Annotated in this window: 30 protein-coding genes; 28 read left to right on the forward strand and 2 right to left on the reverse strand. The window is 43.0% G+C overall.

Annotation, left to right across the window (positions count from 1 at the left end; all coding sequences use genetic code 11):
• Positions 1-2: 2 nt before the first annotated feature.
• Complete coding sequence (locus FG24_RS10225; protein WP_036303176.1) at positions 3-1,421, reverse strand: acetyl-CoA carboxylase biotin carboxylase subunit; 1,419 nt, start codon at positions 1,419-1,421, stop codon at positions 3-5.
• A gap of 334 nt (positions 1,422-1,755) precedes the next feature.
• On the opposite strand from FG24_RS10225, the gene FG24_RS10230 reads away from it, so the two are divergent.
• The 18 genes from FG24_RS10230 to FG24_RS10315 all read left to right on the forward strand — a co-directional run bounded on the left by FG24_RS10230 (position 1,756) and on the right by FG24_RS10315 (position 15,853).
• Complete coding sequence (locus FG24_RS10230) at positions 1,756-2,313, forward strand: YceD family protein (protein ID WP_036303177.1); 558 nt, start codon at positions 1,756-1,758, stop codon at positions 2,311-2,313.
• 154 nt (positions 2,314-2,467) lie between these two features.
• Entirely contained in the window at positions 2,468-2,647 is a 180-nt protein-coding gene (gene rpmF / locus FG24_RS10235) for a 50S ribosomal protein L32 (protein WP_015832088.1), read from the forward strand.
• Between the two features lie 190 nt (positions 2,648-2,837).
• Positions 2,838-3,884: a phosphate acyltransferase PlsX gene (gene plsX, locus FG24_RS10240; protein ID WP_036303181.1), complete on the forward strand. Its 1,047-nt coding sequence runs from the start codon at positions 2,838-2,840 to the stop codon at positions 3,882-3,884.
• The gene (locus FG24_RS10245; RefSeq protein ID WP_036303182.1) at positions 3,881-4,825 is read left to right on the forward strand and encodes a beta-ketoacyl-ACP synthase III; all 945 of its coding nucleotides are present in this window, start codon (positions 3,881-3,883) and stop codon (positions 4,823-4,825) included. The genes plsX and FG24_RS10245 overlap by 4 nt, the downstream gene beginning before the upstream one ends.
• A gap of 36 nt (positions 4,826-4,861) precedes the next feature.
• On the forward strand, positions 4,862-5,788 hold the full coding sequence (gene fabD, locus FG24_RS10250; RefSeq protein ID WP_036303185.1) for an ACP S-malonyltransferase: 927 nt from the start codon (positions 4,862-4,864) through the stop codon (positions 5,786-5,788).
• A 33-nt stretch (positions 5,789-5,821) separates the two neighbouring features.
• The gene (gene fabG, locus FG24_RS10255) at positions 5,822-6,562 is read left to right on the forward strand and encodes a 3-oxoacyl-ACP reductase FabG (RefSeq protein WP_036303187.1); all 741 of its coding nucleotides are present in this window, start codon (positions 5,822-5,824) and stop codon (positions 6,560-6,562) included.
• A 141-nt stretch (positions 6,563-6,703) separates the two neighbouring features.
• A complete protein-coding gene (gene acpP / locus FG24_RS10260; RefSeq protein ID WP_015832083.1) occupies positions 6,704-6,940 on the forward strand; it encodes an acyl carrier protein in 237 nt (78 codons plus the stop codon).
• Positions 6,941-7,170: 230 nt separating this feature from the next.
• On the forward strand, positions 7,171-8,403 hold the full coding sequence (gene fabF / locus FG24_RS10265; protein WP_036303191.1) for a beta-ketoacyl-ACP synthase II: 1,233 nt from the start codon (positions 7,171-7,173) through the stop codon (positions 8,401-8,403).
• 108 nt (positions 8,404-8,511) lie between these two features.
• The gene (pabC, locus tag FG24_RS10270; RefSeq protein WP_036303194.1) at positions 8,512-9,348 is read left to right on the forward strand and encodes an aminodeoxychorismate lyase; all 837 of its coding nucleotides are present in this window, start codon (positions 8,512-8,514) and stop codon (positions 9,346-9,348) included.
• A complete protein-coding gene (gene mltG, locus FG24_RS10275; protein ID WP_036303196.1) occupies positions 9,341-10,336 on the forward strand; it encodes an endolytic transglycosylase MltG in 996 nt (331 codons plus the stop codon). Before pabC ends, mltG begins: the two co-directional genes overlap by 8 nt.
• 4 nt (positions 10,337-10,340) lie before the next feature.
• Positions 10,341-10,946, forward strand: coding sequence for a dTMP kinase (tmk, locus tag FG24_RS10280; RefSeq protein ID WP_036303198.1), 606 nt, complete (start codon positions 10,341-10,343; stop codon positions 10,944-10,946).
• Entirely contained in the window at positions 10,943-11,941 is a 999-nt protein-coding gene (gene holB / locus FG24_RS10285; RefSeq protein WP_036303201.1) for a DNA polymerase III subunit delta', read from the forward strand. The genes tmk and holB overlap by 4 nt, the downstream gene beginning before the upstream one ends.
• A 66-nt stretch (positions 11,942-12,007) precedes the next feature.
• A complete protein-coding gene (locus tag FG24_RS10290; RefSeq protein ID WP_036303203.1) occupies positions 12,008-12,391 on the forward strand; it encodes a PilZ domain-containing protein in 384 nt (127 codons plus the stop codon).
• Positions 12,392-12,415: 24 nt separating this feature from the next.
• Positions 12,416-13,195, forward strand: coding sequence for a TatD family hydrolase (locus FG24_RS10295; protein ID WP_036303205.1), 780 nt, complete (start codon positions 12,416-12,418; stop codon positions 13,193-13,195).
• 54 nt (positions 13,196-13,249) lie between these two features.
• A complete protein-coding gene (locus FG24_RS10300) occupies positions 13,250-14,011 on the forward strand; it encodes an MBL fold metallo-hydrolase (RefSeq protein ID WP_036303208.1) in 762 nt (253 codons plus the stop codon).
• An 80-nt stretch (positions 14,012-14,091) separates the two neighbouring features.
• Positions 14,092-14,472, forward strand: coding sequence for a hypothetical protein (locus FG24_RS10305; protein ID WP_036303211.1), 381 nt, complete (start codon positions 14,092-14,094; stop codon positions 14,470-14,472).
• A gap of 327 nt (positions 14,473-14,799) precedes the next feature.
• Positions 14,800-15,579: a TIGR01458 family HAD-type hydrolase gene (locus FG24_RS10310; RefSeq protein WP_036303214.1), complete on the forward strand. Its 780-nt coding sequence runs from the start codon at positions 14,800-14,802 to the stop codon at positions 15,577-15,579.
• A gap of 67 nt (positions 15,580-15,646) precedes the next feature.
• Entirely contained in the window at positions 15,647-15,853 is a 207-nt protein-coding gene (locus FG24_RS10315; RefSeq protein WP_036303217.1) for a DUF6494 family protein, read from the forward strand.
• Positions 15,854-15,937: 84 nt separating this feature from the next.
• Here the strand turns inward: FG24_RS10315 and FG24_RS10320 are convergent, their stop codons facing one another.
• Positions 15,938-16,291: a 4a-hydroxytetrahydrobiopterin dehydratase gene (locus FG24_RS10320; RefSeq protein ID WP_036303221.1), complete on the reverse strand. Its 354-nt coding sequence runs from the start codon at positions 16,289-16,291 to the stop codon at positions 15,938-15,940.
• Between the two features lie 236 nt (positions 16,292-16,527).
• On the opposite strand from FG24_RS10320, the gene sufB reads away from it, so the two are divergent.
• The 10 genes from sufB to FG24_RS10370 all read left to right on the forward strand — a co-directional run bounded on the left by sufB (position 16,528) and on the right by FG24_RS10370 (position 24,901).
• Positions 16,528-17,973 (forward strand): Fe-S cluster assembly protein SufB, encoded by a 1,446-nt coding sequence (gene sufB / locus FG24_RS10325; RefSeq protein WP_036303223.1) that lies wholly within the window; start codon positions 16,528-16,530, stop codon positions 17,971-17,973.
• Between the two features lie 10 nt (positions 17,974-17,983).
• Positions 17,984-18,748: a Fe-S cluster assembly ATPase SufC gene (sufC, locus tag FG24_RS10330; protein ID WP_036303226.1), complete on the forward strand. Its 765-nt coding sequence runs from the start codon at positions 17,984-17,986 to the stop codon at positions 18,746-18,748.
• Positions 18,749-18,757: 9 nt separating this feature from the next.
• Positions 18,758-20,086, forward strand: coding sequence for a Fe-S cluster assembly protein SufD (gene sufD, locus FG24_RS10335; protein WP_036303228.1), 1,329 nt, complete (start codon positions 18,758-18,760; stop codon positions 20,084-20,086).
• Entirely contained in the window at positions 20,083-21,366 is a 1,284-nt protein-coding gene (locus tag FG24_RS10340) for an aminotransferase class V-fold PLP-dependent enzyme (protein WP_235189760.1), read from the forward strand. Before sufD ends, FG24_RS10340 begins: the two co-directional genes overlap by 4 nt.
• A complete protein-coding gene (gene sufU, locus FG24_RS10345; protein ID WP_036303230.1) occupies positions 21,366-21,806 on the forward strand; it encodes a Fe-S cluster assembly sulfur transfer protein SufU in 441 nt (146 codons plus the stop codon). Before FG24_RS10340 ends, sufU begins: the two co-directional genes overlap by 1 nt.
• 21 nt (positions 21,807-21,827) lie before the next feature.
• The gene (locus FG24_RS10350; protein ID WP_036303232.1) at positions 21,828-22,187 is read left to right on the forward strand and encodes a DUF59 domain-containing protein; all 360 of its coding nucleotides are present in this window, start codon (positions 21,828-21,830) and stop codon (positions 22,185-22,187) included.
• 10 nt (positions 22,188-22,197) lie between these two features.
• Positions 22,198-22,527: a Rieske (2Fe-2S) protein gene (locus FG24_RS10355; protein ID WP_036303234.1), complete on the forward strand. Its 330-nt coding sequence runs from the start codon at positions 22,198-22,200 to the stop codon at positions 22,525-22,527.
• A gap of 148 nt (positions 22,528-22,675) precedes the next feature.
• The gene (locus FG24_RS10360) at positions 22,676-23,257 is read left to right on the forward strand and encodes a Yip1 family protein (protein WP_036303235.1); all 582 of its coding nucleotides are present in this window, start codon (positions 22,676-22,678) and stop codon (positions 23,255-23,257) included.
• Between the two features lie 160 nt (positions 23,258-23,417).
• Positions 23,418-24,617 carry a WD40/YVTN/BNR-like repeat-containing protein gene (locus FG24_RS10365; protein ID WP_235189761.1) on the forward strand — a complete coding sequence of 400 codons (1,200 nt, stop codon included), beginning with the start codon at positions 23,418-23,420 and terminating at the stop codon, positions 24,615-24,617.
• 5 nt (positions 24,618-24,622) lie between these two features.
• Positions 24,623-24,901 carry a MoaD/ThiS family protein gene (locus tag FG24_RS10370; protein ID WP_036303238.1) on the forward strand — a complete coding sequence of 93 codons (279 nt, stop codon included), beginning with the start codon at positions 24,623-24,625 and terminating at the stop codon, positions 24,899-24,901.
• The last annotated feature ends 8 nt before the right edge of the window (positions 24,902-24,909 follow it).

Genomic DNA, 24,909 nt, shown 5'->3' on the forward strand with positions numbered 1-24,909 from the left:
TGTTAAATACCTTCATGTGCCGCAATGACCGCTGAAATCGCTGCCGCAATCAATTCTGGCGGGATTTCGTTAGCATAGTTCGCTAGCTCAGGGTGCGCCTCTACAAAACTGGTATTAAACTCCGCAGCCCTAAATTCTGGATGCTTAAGAATTTCTTGATAATAAGGAATGGTCGTTTTTACACCATAAATAATCATGTCATCGAGTGCTCGACGCCCGCGCTCAATAACGCCTTCCCATGTGAGTGCCCATACGGTCAATTTTGCACACATGGAGTCATAGTAGGGCGGAATCACATAGCCGCTAAATATCGCCGCATCCATACGCACACCTGGACCACCAGGCGCATAATAGCGTGTAATTTTACCAAAACTTGGCAAGAATCCATTTTTTGGATCTTCCGCGTTAATGCGGAATTCCATCGCGTAACCTCTAAAGGACACGTCTTTTTGTTTGTACTGTAAAGGCAAGCCATAAGCGACGCGAATTTGCTCTTGAACAATATCAATACCTGTGATCGTTTCCGTCACGGTATGTTCCACTTGCAGGCGCGTATTCATTTCCATGAAATAGAATGTATTGTCAGAATCTAGCAGAAACTCAACAGTACCTGCATTTTCATATCCAACCGCTTTGGCTGCTTTTACGGCCAATCCACCAATATACTCACGCTGCGCTTGAGATAGTTGAGGAGAGGGTGCAATTTCAATTAGTTTTTGGTTACGGCGCTGTATTGAACAGTCTCGCTCAAATAAATGGATAGCGTTGCCTTGTGAGTCAGCTAACACTTGTACTTCAATATGACGCGGCGACACTACACATTTTTCAATAAACACTTCAGGTTTACCAAAAGCCTTACTTGCTTCACTGATGACGCGATCGTAGTTGCCCAATAATTCTTTTTCATTATCACAGCGACGAATACCGCGACCGCCACCACCATTAGTTGCTTTAAGCATAATAGGGTAACCAATTTTACTCGCAAGCGTGATAGCTTCTTCAAGGTCTTTTAAGTTGCCATTACTACCAGGCGTACATGGAATGCCAGCCTTGGTCATTGCATTACGTGCTTGAATCTTGTCGCCCATTTGACGGATTACATCCGCGTTAGGACCAATAAATTTAACGCCACGACGTTCGCAAATCTCAGCTAATTCTGGATTTTCTGATAAAAAGCCATAGCCAGGATGCAATGCATCACAGCCGGCAGCAACGGCTAGATTCACAATGTTATGTGCATTGAGGTAACCTGCAACAGGGTCTGCACCGATATGATAAGCTTCATCTGCTTTTTTAACATGTAAAGCCTGACGGTCTGCATCTGTGTAAATTGCAACAGATTTGATGCCCATCTCAGAGCATGCGCGCACAATACGTACTGCAATTTCACCGCGGTTAGCAACTAGAATTTTTTTGAACACGTAGGTAAGCCTTAAAATTTATTAAATAACGTTACAAAAACGGTGCAATTGTAACATGGGAGCCTTGATTGCTAAATCCCTAGCGCGAATTTTAGCGCTGAATTGAATGCTAAAAGTGATTTTCATCACCTTTAGATACCCCTGTTAGTCAAAGCGCTGCCAAATTTTATATTGGTTTTATCTTGATGTTGGTTTTACTTGCGATTTATAAATGCTGATGTTCTGAATACTTTGTGCTGAGTGCTTAATGATGGATGGCATTAGAATAGTTAACATCTATTGCCCATAATCTAGGATAATTTTGCAAACTTTAATTTAATTCAAGAGCTGAAACATGACCAATCAAACTTTTTTAATTGATAACCTTGCTTTTGCAGCCCGCGGTGAGCGCTTGGAGGTAAGTCTTCCGCTGTCCGACTTCCCTAGGTTGTGTGAGCTGATTGAATCGCAACATATAGAAGCTGGTGCTGTTAAAAAGCATGGCGATGCTACTGGTGATAGCATTCAGCCTGAAGGTTTGGTTAACTTCACTTTAAATGGTGAAAAAAACGTACTGGGCCAATGTTATTTGCATTTAACGTTAGATGTTAGCCTTACCACTTCTTGTCAACGCTGCTTGACGACAATGCCTTTAAGTTTAGCGCTCAACTTTCATTATTTAATTAGCGATGTGGATGCTAGCCCATTGGACGATGTAGAGGCGTCAATAGGTGATGATTTTGATTTGCAAGAGGCAAGTCAGGAGATGGATGTAAAGCTGCTTGTTGAAGATGAGATTATATTGGCGCTGCCAATAGCACCTGTCCATAGTAATGACTGCGCTCCGGTAACGATGCAAAGCGGCGAGAAGCCCAACCCGTTTGCTGCACTAAAAGGATTAATTAAATCTTAAAATATATAGTATTGGCTGACAAAACTAATGTTTTGTATTATTATTACGGGTTAGTTATTTAGTGTAATCTTAAATTAGTGATGCGTTATTCATTTTATTGCATCGATTTACAAGTAATTGAGATGATGTTTTAATCATTTTATTGGAGTTTATTATGGCAGTTCAGCAAAACAAAAAGACACCTTCAAAGCGCGGTATGCACCGTTCGCACGACTTTTTGACAAATCCACCATTAGCAGTTGAGCCAACTACTGGCGAAACTCACTTGCGTCACCATATTAGTCCTAATGGCTACTACCGTGGCCGTAAAGTATTGCCATCAAAAGGCGAGTAAACCTACTCGGCGAACAATCTCAATAACACCGTTGGTTTAGATTGAATTGTTTGGCAGTACAGGAAACATAACGCCGCTCCATTTGTTTGGAGCGGCGTTATGTTTTAATGGTGTACCATATTAATCTTGCTGTCAGTTTTTGGTAGCATGTCCAGGTTAGAACCTTACTATTGAAATCGAGTATAAAGTAATGGATATTACAATTGCAATTGACGCAATGGGCGGTGATCATGGCCCTCATGTCACGGTGCCAGCGGCATTAAAAGCATTGGATTCAGATTCTCAGTTGAATGTTGTGTTAGTCGGCTTGACTGATGCCATCGAAGCAGAGCTTAAAGCGCATAAAGCATCAGTTAACCCGCGCTTGCGCATTCATCATGCGTCCGAAGTTGTCACTATGGATGAATCTCCACAAAGTGCCTTAAAGAACAAAAAAGACTCGTCCATGCGTGTTGCTATTAATTTAGTAAAAAGCGGCGAAGCCAATGCTTGCGTGAGCGCAGGCAATACGGGCGCACTCATGGCGACTGCGCGATTTGTATTAAAAACCCTGCCTGGTATTGATCGCCCTGCGATTGCTTCTGCCTTACCCAGCGAAAAGGGTAATACCTATATGCTTGACTTAGGTGCGAATGCCGACTGTACTGCTGAACATCTTTACCAGTTCGCTATCATGGGCGCCATGTTGGTTAGCTGTGTGGAACATAAAGAGCGCCCAACAGTAGGCTTGCTCAATATTGGCTCAGAAGACATCAAGGGTAATGAGGTTGCAAAGCAGGCTGGCGAGCTGCTTAAAGCGAGTCATTTAAACTTTTACGGCAACGTAGAAGGTGATGATATCTTTAAAGGCACAACAGATTTAGTAGTTTGCGATGGTTTTGTTGGTAACGTGTCGTTAAAAACCACGGAAGGCTTAGCTCATATGATGGGTAAATTCTTAACCCAAGAATTCAAAAAGAGCTGGCTGACTAAATTAATGGCACTTTGTGCGATGCCGGTACTCAAAGCTTTTAAAAATCGCTTAGATCCACGCCGTTATAATGGGGCAAGTTTCTTAGGTTTGCGTGGTATTGTGGTTAAAAGTCACGGTGGCGCAGATCGGGTGGCTTATTTCTCAGCAATTCATGTGGCGATAGAAGAGGCTCGCAGTGGGGTGCTGCGCCGCATTACAGAGCAGCTGGAAATTGAACATTTACAACCAAGTTCGGCTGTAAAAAACTCTCAGGATATGCAATGATATTTTCTCGTATAGCAGGTACCGGTAGCTATTTACCAAGCAAAATACTGACCAATGCTGATTTAGAGCATATGGTAGATACTACCGATGAATGGATTTTTACACGCACTGGTATACGCGAGCGCCATATTGCGGCCGAAGGTGAGTTTACTAGTGATTTAGCTCTTCAGGCGGCTAAAAATGCCATTGCAAGCGCAGGCGTGAGCGCGAATGATATTGATTTGATTATTGTTGCGACAACCACACCAGATAAAGTATTTCCTAGCGTAGCGACAATGGTACAAAAGAAGCTGGAGATATCAGGCTGCCCGGCATTTGACATACAGGCAGTTTGCAGTGGCTTTGTGTATGCACTGACTACAGCAGATAACTTCATTAAAGCTGGGGGCGTTAAATGTGCATTAGTGATCGGTGCAGAAACCTTCTCTCGTATCACCGATTACACTGATCGCGGCAACTGTATTCTTTGGGGTGATGGCGCAGGCGCAATCATCATGCAGGCATCAAGTGAGCAGGGCGTTATTTCCACCCATCTGCATGCTGATGGTCGCTATGAAAACATGCTGCACGTACCGCGCAATACTGACAAGCCTGATACCGTTGTGATGGAAGGTAACTCTGTATTCAAAATGGCCGTCAACACCTTGGATCAGATTGTGGATGAGACCCTTGCTGCCAACAATATGCAAAAGTCAGATATTGACTGGTTAGTGCCGCATCAAGCGAATATTCGTATATTGCAAGCGACTGCTAAAAAGTTAGATATGAGCATGGATCGTGTAGTCGTGACTGTAGATAAGCACGGCAACACCTCTGCAGCCTCTATTCCTTTGGCGCTGGATACAGCAGTAAAAGACGGCCGCATCAAACGCGGTGACGTGATATTAATGGAGGCTTTTGGTGGCGGGTTCACCTGGGGTTCTGCATTAATTAAGTATTAATATTCAATTAATTATATGGATAATATAAAGTAATTTATGAAAAAAACAGCATTCTTTTTTCCAGGTCAAGGCTCACAGTCAGTAGGCATGATGAGCGGCTTTGGTGATAATAAAATCATCCGTGATACATTCCAAGAAGCGTCCGATGTTTTAGGTGTAGATTTTTGGGCAATGGCAACTGAAGCAAATGAGCTGATTAACGAAACCACCAACACTCAGCCTATCATGCTGACAGCTGGCGTAGCCGCTTGGCGTGCATGGCAAGCTGTATCAGATCAATTGCCAACAGTAGTAGCAGGTCATAGTCTGGGCGAATATACTGCATTGGTAGCGGCTGGTGCATTATCATTTAAAGATGCATTGCCGCTAGTAAGGTATCGTGCAGAAGTGATGCAAAGTGCCGTGCCTGCTGGCGTGGGTGCTATGGCTGCAATCTTAGGGTTAGATGATGATGCGGTGCGCGCCGTCTGTGCTGAGGCTGCACAAGGTGAAGTTCTAGAAGCTGTTAACTTAAACTCGCCAGGACAAGTGGTGATTGCAGGCAATAAAGCCGCTGTAGAGCGCGGCATGGAAGCTGCGAAAGCTAAAGGTGCCAAGCGCGCATTGGCTTTGCCAGTCAGCGTACCATCTCATTGTGCTTTAATGCGTCCAGCGGCGCTTAAATTGGCAGATTATTTAGCTAATGTCACGATCAATAAGCCGTTGATTCCAGTGGTGCACAACGCAGATGTGGCCGCTTACGATGGTGGTGATAAAATAAAAGATGCACTAGTACGTCAATTATATAGTCCAGTGCGATGGGTTGAAACTGTGCAGCATATTGCAACGCTAGGGGTTACTCAAACGGCTGAGTGCGGTCCAGGTAAAGTATTGGCTGGATTAACTAAGCGCATTGTTGCAGAGTTGCCATGCGTTGCATTAACAAGTAATGACGCATTACTTGAGTTTAAAAGTACACTTTAGAAAATACACTTCAATTTTATACAGAGGTCGCTTATGTTAGCTGGTCAAATTGCATTAATCACAGGCGCAAGCCGCGGCATTGGCGCTGCTATTGCTTTAGAGTTGGGTAAACAAGGCGCAATCGTCATTGGTACCGCAACTTCTGACAAAGGTGCATCAGCCATTAGTGAGACGTTGGTAGCTGCTGGTATTCAAGGCGAGGGTATGTCTTTAGATGTGAATGATGCGGCACAAGTGGAAGCCACGCTAAAGGCGATTGGCGAAAAATATGGCGACGTAAGTGTATTGGTTAACAATGCAGGTATTACACGTGATACCTTACTGATGCGTATGAAAGATGATGATTGGGATGCGGTTATTAGCACCAATTTAACTTCAGTATTTCGTATGAGCCAAGCAGTGTTGCGCCCAATGATGAAGGCACGTGCAGGACGTATTATTAGCATTTCTTCCGTGGTTGGCCACATGGGCAATGCAGGGCAAACTAATTATGCTGCCGCGAAAGCAGGCATGACTGGCTTTACAAAATCATTGGCTGCAGAGGTTGGAAGTCGTGGAATTACTGTAAACTGTGTAGCGCCAGGTTTTATTGAGACCGACATGACAGCAGAACTGTCTGAGGATATTACCAATAAAATGCTTGCTCGTATTCCTGCAGGGCGTTTAGGATCGGTGAAAGAGATTGCAGCGACTGTTGCATTCTTGGCTTCACCTAACGCTGCTTATATTACGGGTGAAACAATCCACGTAAATGGTGGGATGTTAATGGTTTAGTAGGTCTTTTTATATAAAGACGCCGTTAGATTTGCTACTATTGATTAAGTTTTTTGTATTATCGTTGAGTTTTGGTAGAATGCTGCCTTAGCTGAACTATTTTTTATATTTAAGCTATTTTTTATATTAAGGGGTATTTAGATGTCTGACATCGAACAACGTGTTAAAAAAATTGTTGCTGAACAACTAGGTGCAAATGAAGCTGATGTTAAAAATGCATCATCATTTGTAGATGATTTAGGTGCTGATTCACTAGATACAGTGGAGTTGGTAATGGCGCTAGAAGAAGAATTTGACTGCGAAATCCCTGATGAAGAAGCAGAAAAAATCACTACAGTTCAATTAGCGATTGATTACATCAATACTAACCTCAAATAAATTCACAATTAGGCAGTTTGCTCATTCAGAGCTTGCTGCCTTTTGCCTTTTTGTTTCCTAAACCTCGTCTTTGAGCCCTTTTAAATAGGTGGCTCTAAAATCTAATGGATAAGTAATATCTTAAGACGCAGGGAATATAGAAACTGAGATAGTCCTTGTTGTGCAGTGTAGCCGCGAGTAGCTCGCGATGATGTAATACACATAGTAAAGAATTCTTAGAGGTATCCTGTATGTCTAAACGTAGAGTTGTAGTAACTGGTCTTGGTGTTGTTTCACCTGTTGGAATTGGTGTTAAAACCGCTTGGGATAACCTTGTTGCTGGTAAATCTGGCATTACGCAAATTACCAAATTTGATGCAAGTGCATTTTCTTCGACCATCGCCGGTGAGGTGAAAAACTTCAACCCTGAAGATTTCATCACAGCAAAAGACGCTAGACGCATGGATACTTTCATTCAATACGGCCTTGCCGCCGCTATTGAGGCAGTTAAAGACTCAGGCATTGTCGCCACAGAAGAAAATGCTGAACGTATTGGCGTTTCAATTGGTTCGGGTATTGGCGGCATGCAACTTATTGAAGACACTGATGTGCTTTATAAAGAGTCTGGCCCACGTAAAATATCGCCATTTTTCATTCCTGGCACTATCATCAATATGATTTCAGGTAATCTGAGTATCATGTTTGGCTTTAAAGGCCCTAATGTCTCTATCGTCACTGCATGTACAACGGGTACACACTCCATTGGTGATGCTTCACGTATGATTGAGTACGGCGATGCAGATGTGATGATTGCCGGTGGCGCAGAGGCTGCTATTACACGCTTAAGCGTTGGTGGCTTTGCTGCAGCACGCGCACTTTCAACCCGCAATGACGACCCAGCAACTGCTAGCCGCCCATGGGATAAAGACCGTGATGGCTTTGTGATTGGTGAAGGTGCTGGCGTGATGGTACTGGAAGAATATGAGCATGCAAAAAAACGCGGGGCGAAGATTTATGCAGAACTAAGCGGTTACGGCATGAGTGCTGACGCTTACCATATGACTGCACCAAACATGGACGGCCCACGCCGCTCTATGTGCAATGCAATGCAGAATGCAGGTATTAATCCAGATGCTGTGCAATATGTAAATGCGCATGGTACATCAACACCGCTTGGTGATACCAATGAAACCAATGCCATTAAAGCAGCATTTGGCGACCATGCTTACAAGTTTGTAGTGAACTCTACCAAATCGATGACTGGCCATTTACTTGGTGGCGCTGGTGGTTTGGAGTCAGTATTTACCGTATTAGCAATTCACAACCAATTGTCTCCACCTACCATTAACATCTTTAACCAAGATCCGGAATGTGATTTAGATTACTGTGCTAATACTGCACGTGATATGAAAATTGAGTACGCACTGAAAAACAACTTTGGTTTTGGCGGTACAAATGGCAGCTTGGTGTTTAAAAAAGTCTAATTAGCCATTAAATTGCAGTATCTAAGCCCGCATTGGTCGTCAATTGCGGGCTTTTTATTAGCTGTTTTAGGTAGTGTATTTATGGTCTGTATGGTTTAATTACGCCTTATGGCTCACCATCACACATCTTTAGTAAACGGCAGTTTTGACCAAGCAATCTCGGCCGTAGACCGTGGTTTTACTTACGGTGATGGTGTTTTTCGGACAATGAGAATTAAAGATGGCCAACCCATTAGCTGGCCTTTTCATTATCAAAAATTAGTGGCTGATTGTGCTGTGATTGGGATTGTTTGCCCCAGTGCAGAATTGTTAATGTGTGATATTCAGCAACTTTTTCCAATTGATGAGTTTCAGAATGGTGAAATTTCTGTTGCTAAAATCATTATCACCAGAGGCGAGGGGGAGCGTGGTTATGCACCACCTGCCGTCACCATCCCTACGCGGGTATTAATTAAATCGGCAATGCCGACATATGCTGACGCCAACTATGCACAAGGCGTGCGCTTGCACCTATGTGAAACGCGCTTAGCGTTACAACCTAAACTTGCCGGCATTAAGCATCTTAACCGATTGGAAAATATACTGGCGCGCATGGAGTGGCGCGACGAGTCTGTTTTTGATGGCTTGATGTTAGATACGCACAATAATGTCATTGAATGCACGATGAGCAATCTTTTTGCCCGAGTAGGTGATCATTTATACACGCCAGACTTAACTCAGTGTGGTGTTGCTGGCATTACTAGGCAGAGAATACTTGGCTTAGGAAGCTTGCTTGGTTTGACTTGTAGTATAGCAACATTATCATTGCAAGATCTACTAAGCGCAGATGAGCTGTTTATTTGTAATAGTTTATATGGCGCATTTCAGGTAACTGCAATAGATAATCAAACATGGGAGCAACAGGCATTGGCTTCTACAATTAGAAATATACTGACTCATGGTTAAACGCATTAAAAATTGGCTATTTATCAGCCTAGTTCTCTCTGTATTGTTAACGGTATGGCTGGTGTACTACGCGATTGCTCCTTTAAAGTTACAACCTAGTAGCCAAGAAGTTGTAATTGCCCCCAATAGTGGGCTCCGAAGTATTGCGAATCAATTAGTGGCGCAAGGTGTATTGCGTGAGCCATGGCGATTTGTTTTAATCGCTAAGCTCTTAAATAAGGAGCAATATTTACAAGCAGGTAGTTATACCTTGAATAAGAATATTTCTCCTTACCAATTGTTGTTATCGCTCAATTACGGCAAGGCTACGCAGGGTAGTGTCACTTTTATTGAAGGGCGCACCTTTGCGCAGATGCGTGAGAAGCTTGCAAAAAATGATGCGGTAAAGCAAACAATTACCAGCTTATCCGACCGTGAGATTATGCAACGACTGGGTTCTCCATATAGCGCGCCAGAGGGCTTGTTTTTCCCTGATACTTTTTATTTCAATCGCCATACTACAGATATTGCATTATTGAAAATCAGCTACGATGCGATGCAAGCTAAGCTTGATAAAGCGTGGCAAAATCGAGAGGAAAATTTACCATACAAAAACAGCTATGAGGCTTTAATTATGGCTTCAATTGTTGAAAAAGAAACAGGAAAAGCCAGTGAGCGGCCAATGATTGCTGGTGTTTTTATTAACAGAATGCAATTTGGCATGCGACTGCAGACTGACCCAACAGTCATTTATGGAATGGGCTTGCAATTTAACGGCAACATTAGAAAGAAAGACTTGTTGACCGATACGCCTTATAACACCTATACGCGAGGCGGCTTGCCACCGACACCAATTGCGATGCCAGGCTTGGCTGCGATTGAAGCTGCATTACATCCAGCTAAAACCAAAGCGCTATATTTTGTAGGTAAGGGCGACGGTAGCCATGCTTTTTCTAATAATTTGAATGAACATAACATTGCAGTCGTCCGCTATCAGTTGAAAAAATAAAAATATGAAAGCCAAATTTATTACATTAGAAGGGATGGATGGTGCCGGTAAAAGCACGCATATCTCTAGTATTATTGAATTGTTGAGTGCGCGTGGCGTAGAGGTTGTTTCAACACGCGAACCAGGTGGCACTGAGTTAGGCGAGCGCCTTCGCGAGTTATTGCTGCATGAGGCTATGCACCCAGAAACTGAAACGTTGTTAATGTTTGCGGCTAGGCGTGAGCATATTGCCCATGTGATTGTACCAGCATTGGCACGTGGCGCTTACGTACTTTCTGATCGTTTCACAGACGCGACTTATGCTTACCAGTGTGGCGCTAAAGGCGTGGCGGCTTCAAAGATAGAGTTGCTGGAGCAATGGGTGCAAGATGGTTTGCAACCTGATATGACACTACTGTTTGACGTACCGGTGGAGGTCAGCATGCAGCGATTATCTGCCGCGCGTACGCCAGATAAGTTTGAAAGAGAGTCTGCTGATTTCTTTACGCGTATCCGTAATGCTTATTTGCAGCGTGCACAACAAAACCCAGCCAGATTTAAAGTCATTGATAGTAACCGACCGTTAGAAGAGGTTGCTCAATCGGTGATGCAGGCGATAGCGTCTTTATGATAGGTGCTAATACCTACCCATGGCAAACCCAGTTATGGGAGCGTTTAGCTCATGGCGAGCAGCGCTTGCCGCATGCCATTTTGCTGCATGGTCGTGCGGGGATAGGTAAATATGATTTCGCCCGTAACTTTAGTCAGGCGTTGCTGTGTTTAAATAAAACGCCAAATGGCAGCGCATGTAAAATATGCTCTAGCTGTCACTGGTTTAATGATGAAAGTCATCCTGATTTTCGTTTACTCAGCCCTGAGCAAGAAGCTGAGTCTGATGATGCTGCGCCAAGCAAAAAGACCAAGAAAAAAACACAGATTTCTGTTACGCAGATTCGCGATTTAAGTGACTTTTTGAGCTTATCAAGCCATCAAAGCAGCGGGGTACGGATTGTTTTAATTCATCCGGCTGAAACATTGAATACCGCCTCTGCAAACGCACTACTTAAAATGCTGGAGGAGCCGGCCCCTGGGGTGGTTTTCATTCTAGTGGCTCATCAATTGCAGCGGCTATTACCGACAATTATTAGCCGATGCCAAAAGATAAATATGCCAGTGCCCAATGAATCGCAAGCACTATTATGGCTGGAAGAGCAGGGCGTTAAAAATGCAAAGCAGCAATTAGCCTATCTAGAGGGCTCCCCAATTAAGGTATTTTCTGAGCAAATACAATTTGATCAGCTATCAGAAATTTGGAGGCACCTAGCACTTGGTCCGAAACTAGAGCCTTATATCCTTGCACCTTTACTAATAGCAAACTCAGCTGAGACCGGCATAATCACTATTCAAAAGTGGATATATGATATGGTTGCCGTTAAGTTAGGACAGCAAGCACGCTATCATTTGCAACACATCGGTGCTTTGCAAGCGTTGGCGGACAAGGTAAACTTGAGTCGATTATTCGATATGCATAAAAAAATGAACGAGTTAAGGAAATTAGCCTCACATCCATTGAATCATGAGTTGCAAATGGAAGGCCTTTTACTTGATTACACTAAAATTTTTTAATTTCGATTTATTTTATTGACTTAACAAAATAGATTATTAAGTAGAATCCTTCAATAGAGTTTAATTATGGCTGAAGATACACAAGACGAAATTAAAAATGCGAACACTGTAGCGCCTAAACCGGGGGTTTTGTCACTTGCAATCAAGGAAAAAGCAGCGCTATATGCAGCATATATGCCGTTTTTAGTGGGTGGCGGCTTGTTTATTCCAACAACCAAGTCATTTCAAATGGGCGAAGAAGTGTTTATGTTGCTTAGCTTAATTGATGACCCAGTGAAGCTAAAAGTGGTGGGCAATGTTGTTTGGATTACGCCTAATACTCAAGGTAACAAACCTCAGGGTATTGGGGTTCAGTTTAATGAAAAAAGTGGCGGCTTAGAAGCTCGCACTAAGATAGAAGGACTTTTAGGTAACGCGCTTAAATCATTACGTGCTACTCATACGATTTAGTCGAAAACCATTTAATTAAACACCATGCTTGTTGATTCTCATTGCCACCTCAATTTCCCAGAGCTGTTAGCCAACCTACCTGCCATTAAACAGTCGATGCAGGACAATCAGGTTAGCCATGCTCTATGTATTTCAGTCACCTTGCCAGATTTTCCTCAAGTGTTAGCACTCGCTGAGGAAAATGATAATTTCTATGCTTCAGTGGGCGTTCATCCCGATTATGAAGACATTCAAGAGCCTACTGTAGAAGAGTTAATCAAACTTGCTAATCATCCTAAAGTGATTGCCATTGGAGAAACCGGTTTAGATTACTTTAGACTGACAGGTGACCTAGAGTGGCAACGCACAAGGTTCCGTACGCATATACGTGCTGCAATTGCGACTGGTAAGCCACTAGTGATTCATACACGGAACTCACCTGAAGATACCTTGCGTATTATGCGAGAAGAGAATGCACAGCAAGTTGGCGGTGTAATGCATTGTTTTACTGAAAGCTTGGACGTGGCACTAGAAGGGATTGCGCTAGGTTTTTATATTTCATTCTCTGGCATTATTACTTTCAAAAATGCACATAGCATTAAAGAAGTAGCCAAGCATGTGCCATTAGATAGAATTTTGGTAGAAACTGACTCTCCATATTTAGCGCCAACTCCGTACCGTGGAAAGACAAACCAGCCAAGCTATGTCAAACATGTAGCTGAGGAGGTTGCTAATCTACGAGGTATTTCTTTTGATACGCTTGCTACAGCAACGACGGAGAATTTTTTTCGTTTGTTTAAGCATGCTAAGCGTTCAGTTGTCTAACCGTATGCACTTAATAAAACTGTAAACGTAGACATCATCAGATAAAGGCTGTTAATGCAATTAACAATGTTAGGGGTAGGTTCGAGTGCTGGCACGCCAATGATTGGCTGCCAATGCAACACATGCATATCTACAGATAAGCGCAACCATAGGACGCGCTGTTCAAGTGCGATTACCCTTGATGATGGCAACGTGATTCTTATTGACACAGGACCAGACCTGCGCCAGCAAGCGCTTAGAGAAGGCTTGCTGAACGTAAACGCCGTACTTTACACCCATACGCACGCTGACCATTTACACGGCATTGATGATTTGCGTGCTTACTGCCAAAAACAGCGCTGTCAAATTCCCCTGTATGGCAGCCCAGATGCAATGCGACATATTGCAGATAAGTTTGGATATACGTTACGTGAGGCTGGTGACTTTTGGGATTTACCCATTTTGAAGGTAAACCCTGTGGTTGCACCATTCAAACTATTCGACCAAGTCATCGTACCGATACCAATTAAACACGGGCACAGCGATATATACGGTTACCGGATTGGCAACTTAGTTTATTTGACGGATGTATCTGCAATACCTGACACATCAATGCCACTATTGAATGATGTAGATGTTTTGTTATTAGATTGCCTGCGCGTGACACCGCACTATAGCCACATCAACTTGGAACAAAGCCTTGCTTTAGCTAGTCAGATAGAGGCTAAAACAACTTATTTGATTCATATGACACACGAATTAGAATACACTGCACTTAGTGCGCAACTGCCGGATAATGTGTTTGTAGGCTACGATGGGTTAAAAATTACGATTTAGCAGTAAACCAATCTTGTTAGTGGGGCGTTTGTTAATGCACCGATAAATGAGATAATCAAGTGTTAATTATGGAGAGAGATATGCAATTTAGTATTAAGAAATTATTGTTAACCGTCGCGATGGCTTCTTTTTTAGTGACTTCAATGTCAGTGACGCATGCTGCGCCTCCTAAAACATACACTGAGAATGAGTTTTTAAATACATTTAGCGGAAAAACTAAAAAAGTAATCACCGATAAGTTAGGTGTACCTTTTAAAAAGGAAATGTCGGTTAAGCCATCAGGCGCTAATACAGTAATGCTCAAGGCTGGTGCAGATGAAAGTAAATCTAAGCCAGTTAAAGTTGAAATGTGGTACTACAAAAACATAGTGAAATATGATCCAAAACGTACTTACAAAGAAACTGAAATTACATTTGTAAATGATAAAGCCATGAATATTGCATTCTTTAACAATCGTTAATTCCAAAATAGCCCTAGAAGCGTAGCTTGTAGATAGCCTAAGCTATTCTTCTTGATGGCAAATCTATTTAAAACCTTATTCTATTCTCACCATCCAATCTTTAGAGTAGATTAAGGCTGCCGCTTAAAATCATCATAAGTTCAGCGCAAAGATATTGGTTTGCAAGCCATAGTTTACAAGTTTTAGTTTAATAAACCTTAGTTTAACAAGTCACTTATTTGCGCTATCATTGACTTGTGACTAAGAGATTTGTGATTAAATTCTTTTCATGCTTCATCTGTTGTTATTAATATAATTTGCTAGCCTAGTTTGGAGGTGATGCCGAATATGAACAATCAGCTATCAATTAAAGGTATTTTATTTGATCTAGATGGTGTGCTTTATACCGGTGCCAGCCCCATAGACGGTGCAGTCGATACGATCAAAGCAATACGTGCTAGCGGTATGCCATGCCGTTTTGTTACAAATACCAGCACACTATCATTAGCCACGCTACACAAAAAAATCAATGCCTTAGGGTTTGACATCCCTGCAAGTGAACTCATCAGTGCGCCCCAAGCTACCTTACTTTATTTAAGGAAGCAACTTAACCCTGTATGCCGCTTATTATTAGCCGAGGATGTTAAAAGAGATTTTAATGAGCTTCCGCAATCAGAGACCAACCCTGACTACATTGTGATTGGCGATATTGGTAATGCTTGGACTTATACGTTACTGAATGACGTTTTTAAGGCGCTGATGAATGGCGCTAAGCTCATTACCATCCATAAAAACAAATTTTGGCAAACCGAACAGGGCTTGCAAATGGATATAGGCGGTTTTGTCACGGCCCTGGAATATGCAAGCGGTGTTAATGCGATGGTTATTGGTAAGCCATCTTCTGACTTTTTTCGCATTGCGCTTGACGATATGGGCTTGATGCCTTCAGAAGTGATGATGGTGGGTGATGACATTGATGTGGATGTGGGCGGTGGGCAGAAAATTGGCCTGAAAGGGGTTTTAGTGAAAACGGGAAAATACCGCCAGAGCTATGCTGATGTATCGTCAATTAAACCAGACTTTACTATAGATTCAGTCGCAAACTTATTGAGAGTTGTAGGGCTCTAAAGCTGGGCATTTAAAGACTTTTTATGTACGTGTCATCATCATTCAACCATTCAGCATGGAGTTTAATATGAATAACGATACCTTTAATATGAGCATTCGCCAGTTTTTAAAAATGGTAGGGATTAACTCCCAGAGAGAAATTGAGCAGGCTTTAGCGCAAGCATGTGCCAAGCGTGAGCTCGATGGCAACGAAAAGCTACCGGTAAAAATGACCCTAGCAATAGGTACATTAAACCTTAATGTTAGTTTTGATGGCGTTGTTGAACTTAGTTAATATAATCAATAGCTTATATATTTAAGTTAATTAATCACATTGAGATATTTTCTTGGTTAAGCTTATATTTAGTTAAGCTTCGGCTTATACGGTGGTGTGATTATCCACCAGCATATTTACTTTAGACGCCATAATAAAGTCATTTTCGTGCAGCCCATTAATCTTATGGGTTTGAAAGACAACGCTACAGTAACCCCAACCAATGGTGATGTCTGGGTGGTGTCCTTCTTTTTCGCAAAGATCCCCGACTTGCTGCGCTAGTGCTAAGGCATCAATGAAGTTTTTGAATTTAAATGTTTTTTTGATCTTGGTGGCATCGTCTCGTAACTCCCATCCTGGCGCTGAAGACAGATATTGATTAGCCACTTCACCGGTCATAGGTGGAATACCACCTTGGCATGGTGTGCATTGCTTAGTGCTCAACTCTAGGCTGTCCATGGAATTAATCTCCTTAATCATCATTTAACATACAAAGTGTACGACAATTTTAAATTAAGTTAGTTTTAACCTAGGTTTAAGTCAATAACAAGGCAATGGAACTTATGTGAGATTTAATAAGTCCCAATTTATATTAGATAGCATCTCTGCGTGCTATAAAGATTAACAGTAAACCTAAATGGTTTGACTAGGAGTATGATTTAGAGAGTTCTTAATCAGCAAGTGGTGGCATTTATATGACTACTACCAAACAATTAAATGAGCTAATTAACCGTGAATATCAGCACGGTTTCTACACTCAGCTAGAAGCTGACACGATACCGCTTGGTCTAAACGAAGATACTATCAGACTTATTTCAGCTAAAAAAAACGAGCCAGAATTTATGCTGGAATGGCGGCTGAAAGCTTACCAGCATTGGTTAACGCTTTCTGAACCACGATGGGCTAATCTACATTGGTCGCCAATTGATTATCAAAATGCTTATTATTATTCAGCCCCTAAATCAGAGAAAAATGGCCCGCGTGACTTGTCAGAAATTGACCCTGAGCTATTACGTACATACGAAAAATTAGGCATTCCATTAAAAGAGCAGCAGATGCTGGCAGGTGTGGCAGTTGATGCTGTATTTGATAGCGTTTCTGTCGCAACGACCTTTAAACATAAGCTCTCTACGCTCGGTATTATTTTTTGCCCATTTTCTGAGGCAGTACAAAAACACCCAGATTTAGTACAGCAATATCTAGGCTCAGTGGTGCCTTATACCGATAACTTCTTTGCAAGCCTTAATTCCGCTGTATTTAGTGATGGGTCGTTTTGTTATATTCCACCCTGTGTGCGTTGCCCAATGGAGCTTTCTACTTACTTTAGGATTAATGCAAAGAATACAGGTCAGTTTGAGCGCACGCTTATTATTGCAGACAAAGATGCTTATGTCAGCTACCTAGAAGGCTGCACTGCGCCAATGAGAGATGAGCACCAATTACACGCGGCGGTGGTAGAGCTAATTGCTCTAGAAGGTGCGCGTATCAAATATGCCACTGTTCAAAACTGGTACCCTGGCGATAAAGAGGGTAAAGGTGGTATTTATAACTTTGTGACGAAGCGTGGTGATTGCCGTGGTGATAAATCACATATTTCATGGACTCAGGTAGAGACTGGCTCGGCGATTACTTGGAAGTATCCAAGTGTGATTTTACGTGGTAATGGTTCAGTGGGTGAGTTTTACTCTGTTGCTTTAACCAACAATCATCAGCAGGCTGACACAGGCACCAAGATGATTCATATTGGACGTGACACCAAAAGCACGGTGCTCTCTAAAGGAATTAGTGCCGGTTATGGTCAAAATACATATCGTGGGCTGATTAAGGTGCTATCAGGCGCAGACAATGCGCGTAACTATACACAATGTGACTCGCTATTATTGGGCGAGCACTGTGGTGCGCATACGTTTCCATATATTGAGGTAAAGAACTCAAGTGCAAAGGTTGAGCATGAAGCCTCAACCTCACGTATTGGTGAAGACCAGTTGTTTTATTGCACACAGCGCGGGATATCGCCTGAAAATGCAGTCTCAATGATTGTCAGCGGTTTTTGTAAGGCCGTATTTCAAGAGCTGCCAATGGAGTTTGCTGTGGAAGCACAGAAATTACTGGGTGTTAGCTTAGAGGGCAGTACAGGTTAGGAGAATGATAATGCTGTCTATTAAAAACCTGCACGTGAGCATTGATGGAAAAGAAATATTGCGAGGCATTAACCTTGAAGTAAAAGCAGGGGAAGTGCATGCCATTATGGGCCCTAACGCTTCTGGAAAGAGCACACTGGCTCAGTTCTTAGCTGGTCGAGAAATGTACGAGGTAACTGCCGGAAGCGTGCATTATCATGGGCGAGACTTATTGGCCATGTCACCAGAGCACAGGGCGTGTGAGGGTGTGTTTTTAGCTTTTCAGTATCCAGTTGAAATACCTGGGGTTAGCAATGCGCTGTTTCTTAAAACCGCATTAAACGCAATACGCAAATATCATAGCTTGCCAGAACTTGATGCGATGGATTTTTTAAAACTAGTCCGCGAGCGAATGAAGCGGGTAGGCATGGACGAAGCACTACTGTTACGCGCAGTGAATGAAGGCTTTTCTGGAGGTGAAAAGAAACGTAATGAGATTTTACAGCTGAATGTGTTGCAGCCAAAACTAGCTATTCTTGATGAAACAGACTCTGGACTTGATATCGATGCACTAAAACTTGTTGCTGATGGCGTGAACGATATGCGTGGGCCTGACCGAGCCATTATCCTTGTGACCCATTACCAGCGATTATTAGACTACATTGTGCCAGATGCTGTGCATGTACTATCACAGGGATGTATTGTTAAATCGGGTGGTGCTGACTTGGCTAAAGATCTGGAGCGGCATGGATACAATTGGGTTGAAACTGGAGATTTAATCAAGAAAATCGCTTAGGGGGCATCAATGCATGTGCAACCACTATCTTGGCAGAACATTGAGCTATCGTTAGTGCCTGATGCGTTAGCAGGGCATGACGCGCCATGGGTGTTGGCCGCAAGGCAGGCTGCATTCAAACGTTTTGCAGAGCATGGCTTTCCCACTAAGCGTGAGGAAGAGTGGAAGTATACTGATGTGTCGCTGATTAGTAAGCGCGGTACGCTGGCACCTGACAATATCCCACCAGATGCATCATCATCGGCAAAATTACTTGCATGGGCATTGTCTGGTGAAGGCATGCATTTAATGGTGTTTGTGAATGGTCATTTTGATTCTGAACTATCTACGATTGATGACTTACCTGATGGTGTGCAATTAAGCAGCCTAGCTGACATGCTGGATAGTGACGCTGCTCTTCCTGAGTTGTTATTTGATCAGCAACATGAACATACTATTTTTGCGGCACTGAACAATGCTTTTGTGACAGACGGTGCTGTGCTGAACATCGCACCAGATACCGTGTTGGAAACGCCAATCTATCTTTTGCTGATTGCTAGCGGGCATGGTGTAGCGATTTATCCACGCATTATCGTGATGGCAGGAGAAAACTCTAGTGCCACTGTGATTGAACACTACATGGGCACACTCGATGCGCATAATTTCACCAACGTAATCACACAAATCAACCTAGGCGCTGGCGCAAAAATAGAACATTGCAAACTTATCCAAGAGGGGCCTGCGGCTTCCCATATTGCTGGGGTTCACGCAGAGCAATCAAAAGATAGCATCTTTACTTCTAGATCATTTGTATTTGGTGGTCGCTTAGTGAGAAACGACATTACCTCTAGCTTGAATGAAGCTGGATGTTTATGCACTTTTGATGGTCTATACCTGTTAGACGATAAGCAGCATGTAGATCATCACACGCGTATTGACCACATAGCACCATACTGCACTAGCCGTGAATACTATCGTGGCGTGCTGGATGGAGAGTCTAGAGGCGTTTTTAACGGTAAAGTCATTGTTCATCATGGTGCTAATAAAACAGATGCTCATCAGACTAACCATAATTTACTACTCTCTAAACAAGCTGAAATAGATACTAAGCCACAGCTTGAGATTTTTGCAGATGACGTGAAGTGTACGCATGGGGCAACTGTTGGGCAGTTAAGTGAAGATGGTCTATTTTATTTACGCTCTCGTGGCCTAGATGCCGATACGGCGCGTTCAGTGCTGATTTACGGCTTTGCTAATGACATCATCAACAGAATAAAAATACCGTACTTACGCACACGTATTGAACATCTTCTGTTAGACCGTTTGCCTCAAGGTGAAATGATCAAGGAGTTGCTATGAAAATAGGTGAGCCTAAAATGAACACCAATGCACATAGCACGCTTGAGTCAGACATTAAAAATCACCTTAATGTACAACGCTGGCGGCATGATTTTCCTATACTGCAAACACGCCTATACGGAAAGCCACTCGTTTATTTGGATAACGCAGCCACCACACAAAAGCCGTATACCGTGATTGAGGCAGAAAATCACTATTACCGTTACGATAACGCAAATGTGCATCGCGGCATCCATACATTAAGTCAGCGCGCGACAGAAGCATTTGAGTATGCGAGAGTGGCACTACAACACTTAATTAACGCCCAATACGCACATGAAATAATATTTGTACGTGGCACGACGGAAGCCATTAACCTAGTTGCCCAAAGCTATGGCCGCAGTAGATTTAAAGCTGATGATGAGATTATTATCAGTGGCATGGAACATCACTCCAATATTGTGCCTTGGCAGATGCTATGCCAACAGACAGGCGCCATTCTACGTGTGATACCAGTAGATGATGCTGGTGAGTTAGACCTTAACACTTATGAGGCATTACTTTGCGATCGTACCAAGCTTGTGGCAATAACACATGTATCCAATACACTGGGTACGATTAACCCTGTAAAAAAAATGATTGATGCCGCACATTCCCATCATGTTCCTGTATTGCTTGATGGCGCACAAGCGGTTGCACATTTACCTGTCGATGTTCAAGACCTAGACTGTGATTTCTACGCGTTCTCCAGCCATAAATTATATGGACCAACCGGCATTGGCGTGCTATATGGAAAGTCTGCACTTTTAGATGAGATGCCGCCGTATCAAGGGGGAGGGGATATGATTAGCTCAGTCAGCTTTGAGGCCACCACCTACAACAAGTTACCCTATAAATTTGAAGCTGGCACACCTAATATTGCAGGGGTGATTGGTGTTAGTGCTGCGGTAAATTATCTGAACAACATTGGTTTTTCTGCACTTGTAGCGCATGAGCAAGCGCTATTAAGCTATGCCACCCAATTAATCTCTGAAATTCCAGGGTTACGCATCATTGGTAATGCATCAAATAAAACAGGTATTTTGTCATTTGTATTGCAAGGCCTTCACCCACACGACATTGGTACTTTTCTTGATAGACAAGGCATCGCGGTGCGTACAGGTCACCATTGCACGATGCCGCTCATGGCGCGTTTTGGTGTTCCTGCAACCGTAAGAGCCTCATTTGCGCTGTACAACACTGTCAGTGAAATAGATAAATTGGCAGAGGCTATTTATCAAGTGAAGGAGGTGTTCAAATAATGAATGACCTTCGAGAACTTTACCAAGACCTAATCTTTGACCATTATCGCCAACCTCGAAACTACGGGCCGTTAGAACACGCAAACCGCAAGGCTGAAGGCTACAACCCGCTGTGTGGAGATAAAATATCACTCGCCATGATAGTGAAAGACGGCGTCATTCATGATATTCGTTTTGAAGGAGTCGGTTGTGCTATTTCTACAGCATCGGCTTCGCTGATGACTGAGTCACTCAAAGGCAAGAGTGAAGGAGAAGCACTAGCGATACTAAAAGATTTTCAGGCACTAGTGACTGGTGTTGCTGTACCTGATGAGATGGGAAAGCTTACCGTGTTGGCTGGCGTGCAAGCCTTTCCGCAGCGTGTTAAATGTGCAACGCTGGCATGGCGTACGATGCAAGCTGCACTGAAGAACATGACTGAACCAGTTTCTACAGAATGAAATAGATTGTGAGTAAACGCTATGTTTGACTGGAAAAAATTTGCAGATCAGCAACAGCAAAACCAACCACCAAGCAAACAAGAGCTTGAGTCTAGACTAGTTGAAATGCTACGGACAATATATGACCCAGAGCTTCCTGTGAACATATACGACCTTGGCTTAGTCTATCAACTTGAGACAGAAGCATCAGGAAAAGTTAACGTTACTATGACGCTTACTACGCCCAACTGTCCAGTGGCACAAAGCTTTCCAGAAACAGTAAAAGAAACATTGCTATGTGTCCCCGGGGTTAATGCCGTGGAAGTGACGCTAGTGTGGGATCCACCATGGAGCCGAGACAACATGTCTGAAGCCGCAAAACTGCAGCTTGGCATGCTTTAGGAGATAAATCATGAGTGACTGGATAGATGTAGCCGCGATAGAAGACTTTCCATCAGGTACTTATCGCACAGTGGAGACTGATGATGTGTCTATTGCAATTTTCAATATTAATGGCCGTTATTATGCAATTGAGAACAAATGTACTCATGAGGACGCAACGTTATCTGATGGAAAGCTAGATCATGACGAAATTATTTGCCCATTGCATGGTGCGCGCTTTTCACTATTAACAGGAGAGGCTTTATCAGCACCAGCTTATGAAAACCTACGTACATTCCCAGTGAGAATTAATAACGGCTGGCTGGAAGTAGACACCGAAGCTCAGTGGAATACTGCATAAGTTAAAAATTAAAATAGTAAAGTAGTATAACTATTTAAGAGAAGTACTTGAATTTTAATGAATTAGTGCGTAAATTACATAGAAGCAACATAAGATTTAGAGTTAACGATACATAAGCTAATAACCAATTTTTTGGGAGGGTAGTTTCATGAGTCTTTTAAATTTATTCTGGATGTTCTTTGTACCAACAAAAGGATGGCGCCATCTGGTACAGCGTAAGTATTCTATGCATAGGCTTTATTTATTGCATGTTGTGCCAATGTCGTTAATTCCCCCACTTTTCATCTACTGTGCCGCAGGTCAATACGCTGGTGATTTACTTCCTGTATTATCCGATTCAAAACTATTACTAGTAGCACTAATTCTGTTTGTTGTAGAGTTAGCTGCTGTCCCCGTGATGGCATTAATTATCAGACAACTTGCTGAGGTCGCGGAAATTCACCCGACATACCATCAGGCATTCACATTAGCAGCTGTAGCACCCACGCCTTTATGGCTAGCCCCAATAGTGCTTTTGATTCCTGATATGTCAGTCAATTTAATCGTGCTAACAATGGCGTTAATGGCCACTGTCGGGTTTATCTATTATGGAGTTCCTGCTGTGTTTCATATAAAAGAGCGTGGTCATGCCATTCTTTTATTTGGCGCTGTGATGACTGCTGGTGTTATCGGCTGGGCGCTTTTAATGGTTGTGACCTTGGTAGTATTGGGAAGTGTGCAAAACCTATAGTAATAGCATAAAGAGGCGCGTAATAGCGTAGGGCAGTTGCCAATCGTTACGCTGCCTCGGCGTTGCATTTTTTGCCGCTATTTTCGCGTAACTTTGAAATCACTCACTTATAGTTTGTAAAAATAAGTAGTGTAGGGGCTATATATTAGAGGTGAGTTGAATGTCTAATATGACTTTACCTAACATGATTTTATTAGGTACCCGCAAAGGCACCATAATATTTGATCGTATCAACGCTAGTTGGCAGCCTCGCCCAATTATGCATGCAGGGGTTCCTGTGTGTTACGTGACACGTGATCCTCGTGACGGTACCTTGTGGGCATCTCTAGACCATGGACACTGGGGACCTAAGTTATCTCGCTCTCGTGATAATGGTGCAACATGGCAAGACATTACATCCCTTAAATATCCTAATGGCGCACGTTATATCGTCAAATACCTACCAACCCCAGACTTCAATCCAGAGTCACCGTCTGCTCTACCAGAATACGCCAATGCCGCCGTGCTTAAAATCTGGAATATTGCGTTCGGCAATGCCAATCAGCCTGGCAAACTATATGCTGGCACCATACCTGGTGGTTTATTTGTTAGTGATGATGGCGGCGATAGCTGGGAGCTCAATCGACCGCTATGGAACCATCATAGCCGTGGTGGTGATTTGTTCTCTGGTGATGCGACATCTGAAAATTGTTGGAATGGCACGCCTGCAAGTATCGATTATGGGGTGTTTGAACCAGGTATTCACTCTATCGCTGTTGATCCACGCAATCCAGAGCATATGTATGTTTCAGTGTCTACAGCAGGAGTGATTGAGACGACTGATGGTGGCAAAAATTGGCATAGCCGTAACCAAGGCATGTTGAATGATTACATGCCGAATCCAGAATCCGAGTGGGGTCATGACCCACACTTCGTGACGTATTGTTCTGGGCAGCCTGATCATCTCTGGCAGCAAAACCACTGTGGTGTTTTTTATAGTGATGACGGCGCAAAGCGCTGGAAAAAAGTCAGCATGCCCGATGTTGGTGTGAATTTTGGTTTTCCAATTGTGGCTGATGCGAAGGACGGACGCACCGCGTGGGTCGTACCGGCGCAGGCTGATTCAGAACGAATGGCGATTAATGGTGGTTTGTCCATCGCACGAACGAACGACGGCGGGCAGTCATGGCAATCGTTTCGAGACGGTTTACCGCAAGAAAATGCCTACGACATAGTACTGAGGCATGGTCTTGATGCGTCAGGTGATTACTTATGTTTTGGAAGCACTTCTGGCAATGTTTACCTATCAGAAGACCGTGGTGAAACATGGCAATCTCTAGGTCACAATTTTCCGCCGATTTATTCGGTGCGATTTGGTTGAATACCATGACTCGTGTTGAAATGACGCAACATCTTTACCGGTTCTTTCCACAATTTAAGAACCAGCTAATTACTGTTCCAGCAGGGTCTGTCGCAGAAGTTCTACACGCAGTTAACGAGATTGCGCCAGGCTTTACTGATTACGTACTCGACGAAAATGGAGCATTGCGTCGGCATGTAAATCTCTCTATCAATAACACCATGGTAATTGATAAAATAAAACTCTCTGATCGCGTACCGGAAGACGGAACCGTTTATATTTTCCAGTCCCTAAGCGGCGGATAGCTCTTGCA

This window comes from Methylotenera sp. L2L1, from assembly GCF_000744605.1.
In the GTDB taxonomy this organism is placed as follows: Bacteria; Pseudomonadota; Gammaproteobacteria; order Burkholderiales; family Methylophilaceae; genus Methylotenera.

Bases quoted from the DNA above. Each gene is read 5' to 3' on its own strand.
- FG24_RS10230 (WP_036303177.1), top strand. From the start codon at position 1,756: ATGACCAATCAAACTTTTTTAATTGATAACCTTGCTTTTGCAGCCCGC.
- rpmF (WP_015832088.1), top strand. From the start codon at position 2,468: ATGGCAGTTCAGCAAAACAAAAAGACACCTTCAAAGCGCGGTATGCAC.
- plsX (WP_036303181.1), top strand. From the start codon at position 2,838: ATGGATATTACAATTGCAATTGACGCAATGGGCGGTGATCATGGCCCT.
- FG24_RS10245 (WP_036303182.1), top strand. From the start codon at position 3,881: ATGATATTTTCTCGTATAGCAGGTACCGGTAGCTATTTACCAAGCAAA.
- fabD (WP_036303185.1), top strand. From the start codon at position 4,862: ATGAAAAAAACAGCATTCTTTTTTCCAGGTCAAGGCTCACAGTCAGTA.
- fabG (WP_036303187.1), top strand. From the start codon at position 5,822: ATGTTAGCTGGTCAAATTGCATTAATCACAGGCGCAAGCCGCGGCATT.
- acpP (WP_015832083.1), top strand. From the start codon at position 6,704: ATGTCTGACATCGAACAACGTGTTAAAAAAATTGTTGCTGAACAACTA.
- fabF (WP_036303191.1), top strand. From the start codon at position 7,171: ATGTCTAAACGTAGAGTTGTAGTAACTGGTCTTGGTGTTGTTTCACCT.
- pabC (WP_036303194.1), top strand. From the start codon at position 8,512: ATGGCTCACCATCACACATCTTTAGTAAACGGCAGTTTTGACCAAGCA.
- mltG (WP_036303196.1), top strand. From the start codon at position 9,341: ATGGTTAAACGCATTAAAAATTGGCTATTTATCAGCCTAGTTCTCTCT.
- tmk (WP_036303198.1), top strand. From the start codon at position 10,341: ATGAAAGCCAAATTTATTACATTAGAAGGGATGGATGGTGCCGGTAAA.
- holB (WP_036303201.1), top strand. From the start codon at position 10,943: ATGATAGGTGCTAATACCTACCCATGGCAAACCCAGTTATGGGAGCGT.
- FG24_RS10290 (WP_036303203.1), top strand. From the start codon at position 12,008: ATGGCTGAAGATACACAAGACGAAATTAAAAATGCGAACACTGTAGCG.
- FG24_RS10295 (WP_036303205.1), top strand. From the start codon at position 12,416: ATGCTTGTTGATTCTCATTGCCACCTCAATTTCCCAGAGCTGTTAGCC.
- FG24_RS10300 (WP_036303208.1), top strand. From the start codon at position 13,250: ATGCAATTAACAATGTTAGGGGTAGGTTCGAGTGCTGGCACGCCAATG.
- FG24_RS10305 (WP_036303211.1), top strand. From the start codon at position 14,092: ATGCAATTTAGTATTAAGAAATTATTGTTAACCGTCGCGATGGCTTCT.
- FG24_RS10310 (WP_036303214.1), top strand. From the start codon at position 14,800: ATGAACAATCAGCTATCAATTAAAGGTATTTTATTTGATCTAGATGGT.
- FG24_RS10315 (WP_036303217.1), top strand. From the start codon at position 15,647: ATGAATAACGATACCTTTAATATGAGCATTCGCCAGTTTTTAAAAATG.
- FG24_RS10320 (WP_036303221.1), bottom strand. From the start codon at position 16,291: ATGGACAGCCTAGAGTTGAGCACTAAGCAATGCACACCATGCCAAGGT.
- sufB (WP_036303223.1), top strand. From the start codon at position 16,528: ATGACTACTACCAAACAATTAAATGAGCTAATTAACCGTGAATATCAG.
- sufC (WP_036303226.1), top strand. From the start codon at position 17,984: ATGCTGTCTATTAAAAACCTGCACGTGAGCATTGATGGAAAAGAAATA.
- sufD (WP_036303228.1), top strand. From the start codon at position 18,758: ATGCATGTGCAACCACTATCTTGGCAGAACATTGAGCTATCGTTAGTG.
- FG24_RS10340 (WP_235189760.1), top strand. From the start codon at position 20,083: ATGAAAATAGGTGAGCCTAAAATGAACACCAATGCACATAGCACGCTT.
- sufU (WP_036303230.1), top strand. From the start codon at position 21,366: ATGAATGACCTTCGAGAACTTTACCAAGACCTAATCTTTGACCATTAT.
- FG24_RS10350 (WP_036303232.1), top strand. From the start codon at position 21,828: ATGTTTGACTGGAAAAAATTTGCAGATCAGCAACAGCAAAACCAACCA.
- FG24_RS10355 (WP_036303234.1), top strand. From the start codon at position 22,198: ATGAGTGACTGGATAGATGTAGCCGCGATAGAAGACTTTCCATCAGGT.
- FG24_RS10360 (WP_036303235.1), top strand. From the start codon at position 22,676: ATGAGTCTTTTAAATTTATTCTGGATGTTCTTTGTACCAACAAAAGGA.
- FG24_RS10365 (WP_235189761.1), top strand. From the start codon at position 23,418: ATGTCTAATATGACTTTACCTAACATGATTTTATTAGGTACCCGCAAA.
- FG24_RS10370 (WP_036303238.1), top strand. From the start codon at position 24,623: ATGACTCGTGTTGAAATGACGCAACATCTTTACCGGTTCTTTCCACAA.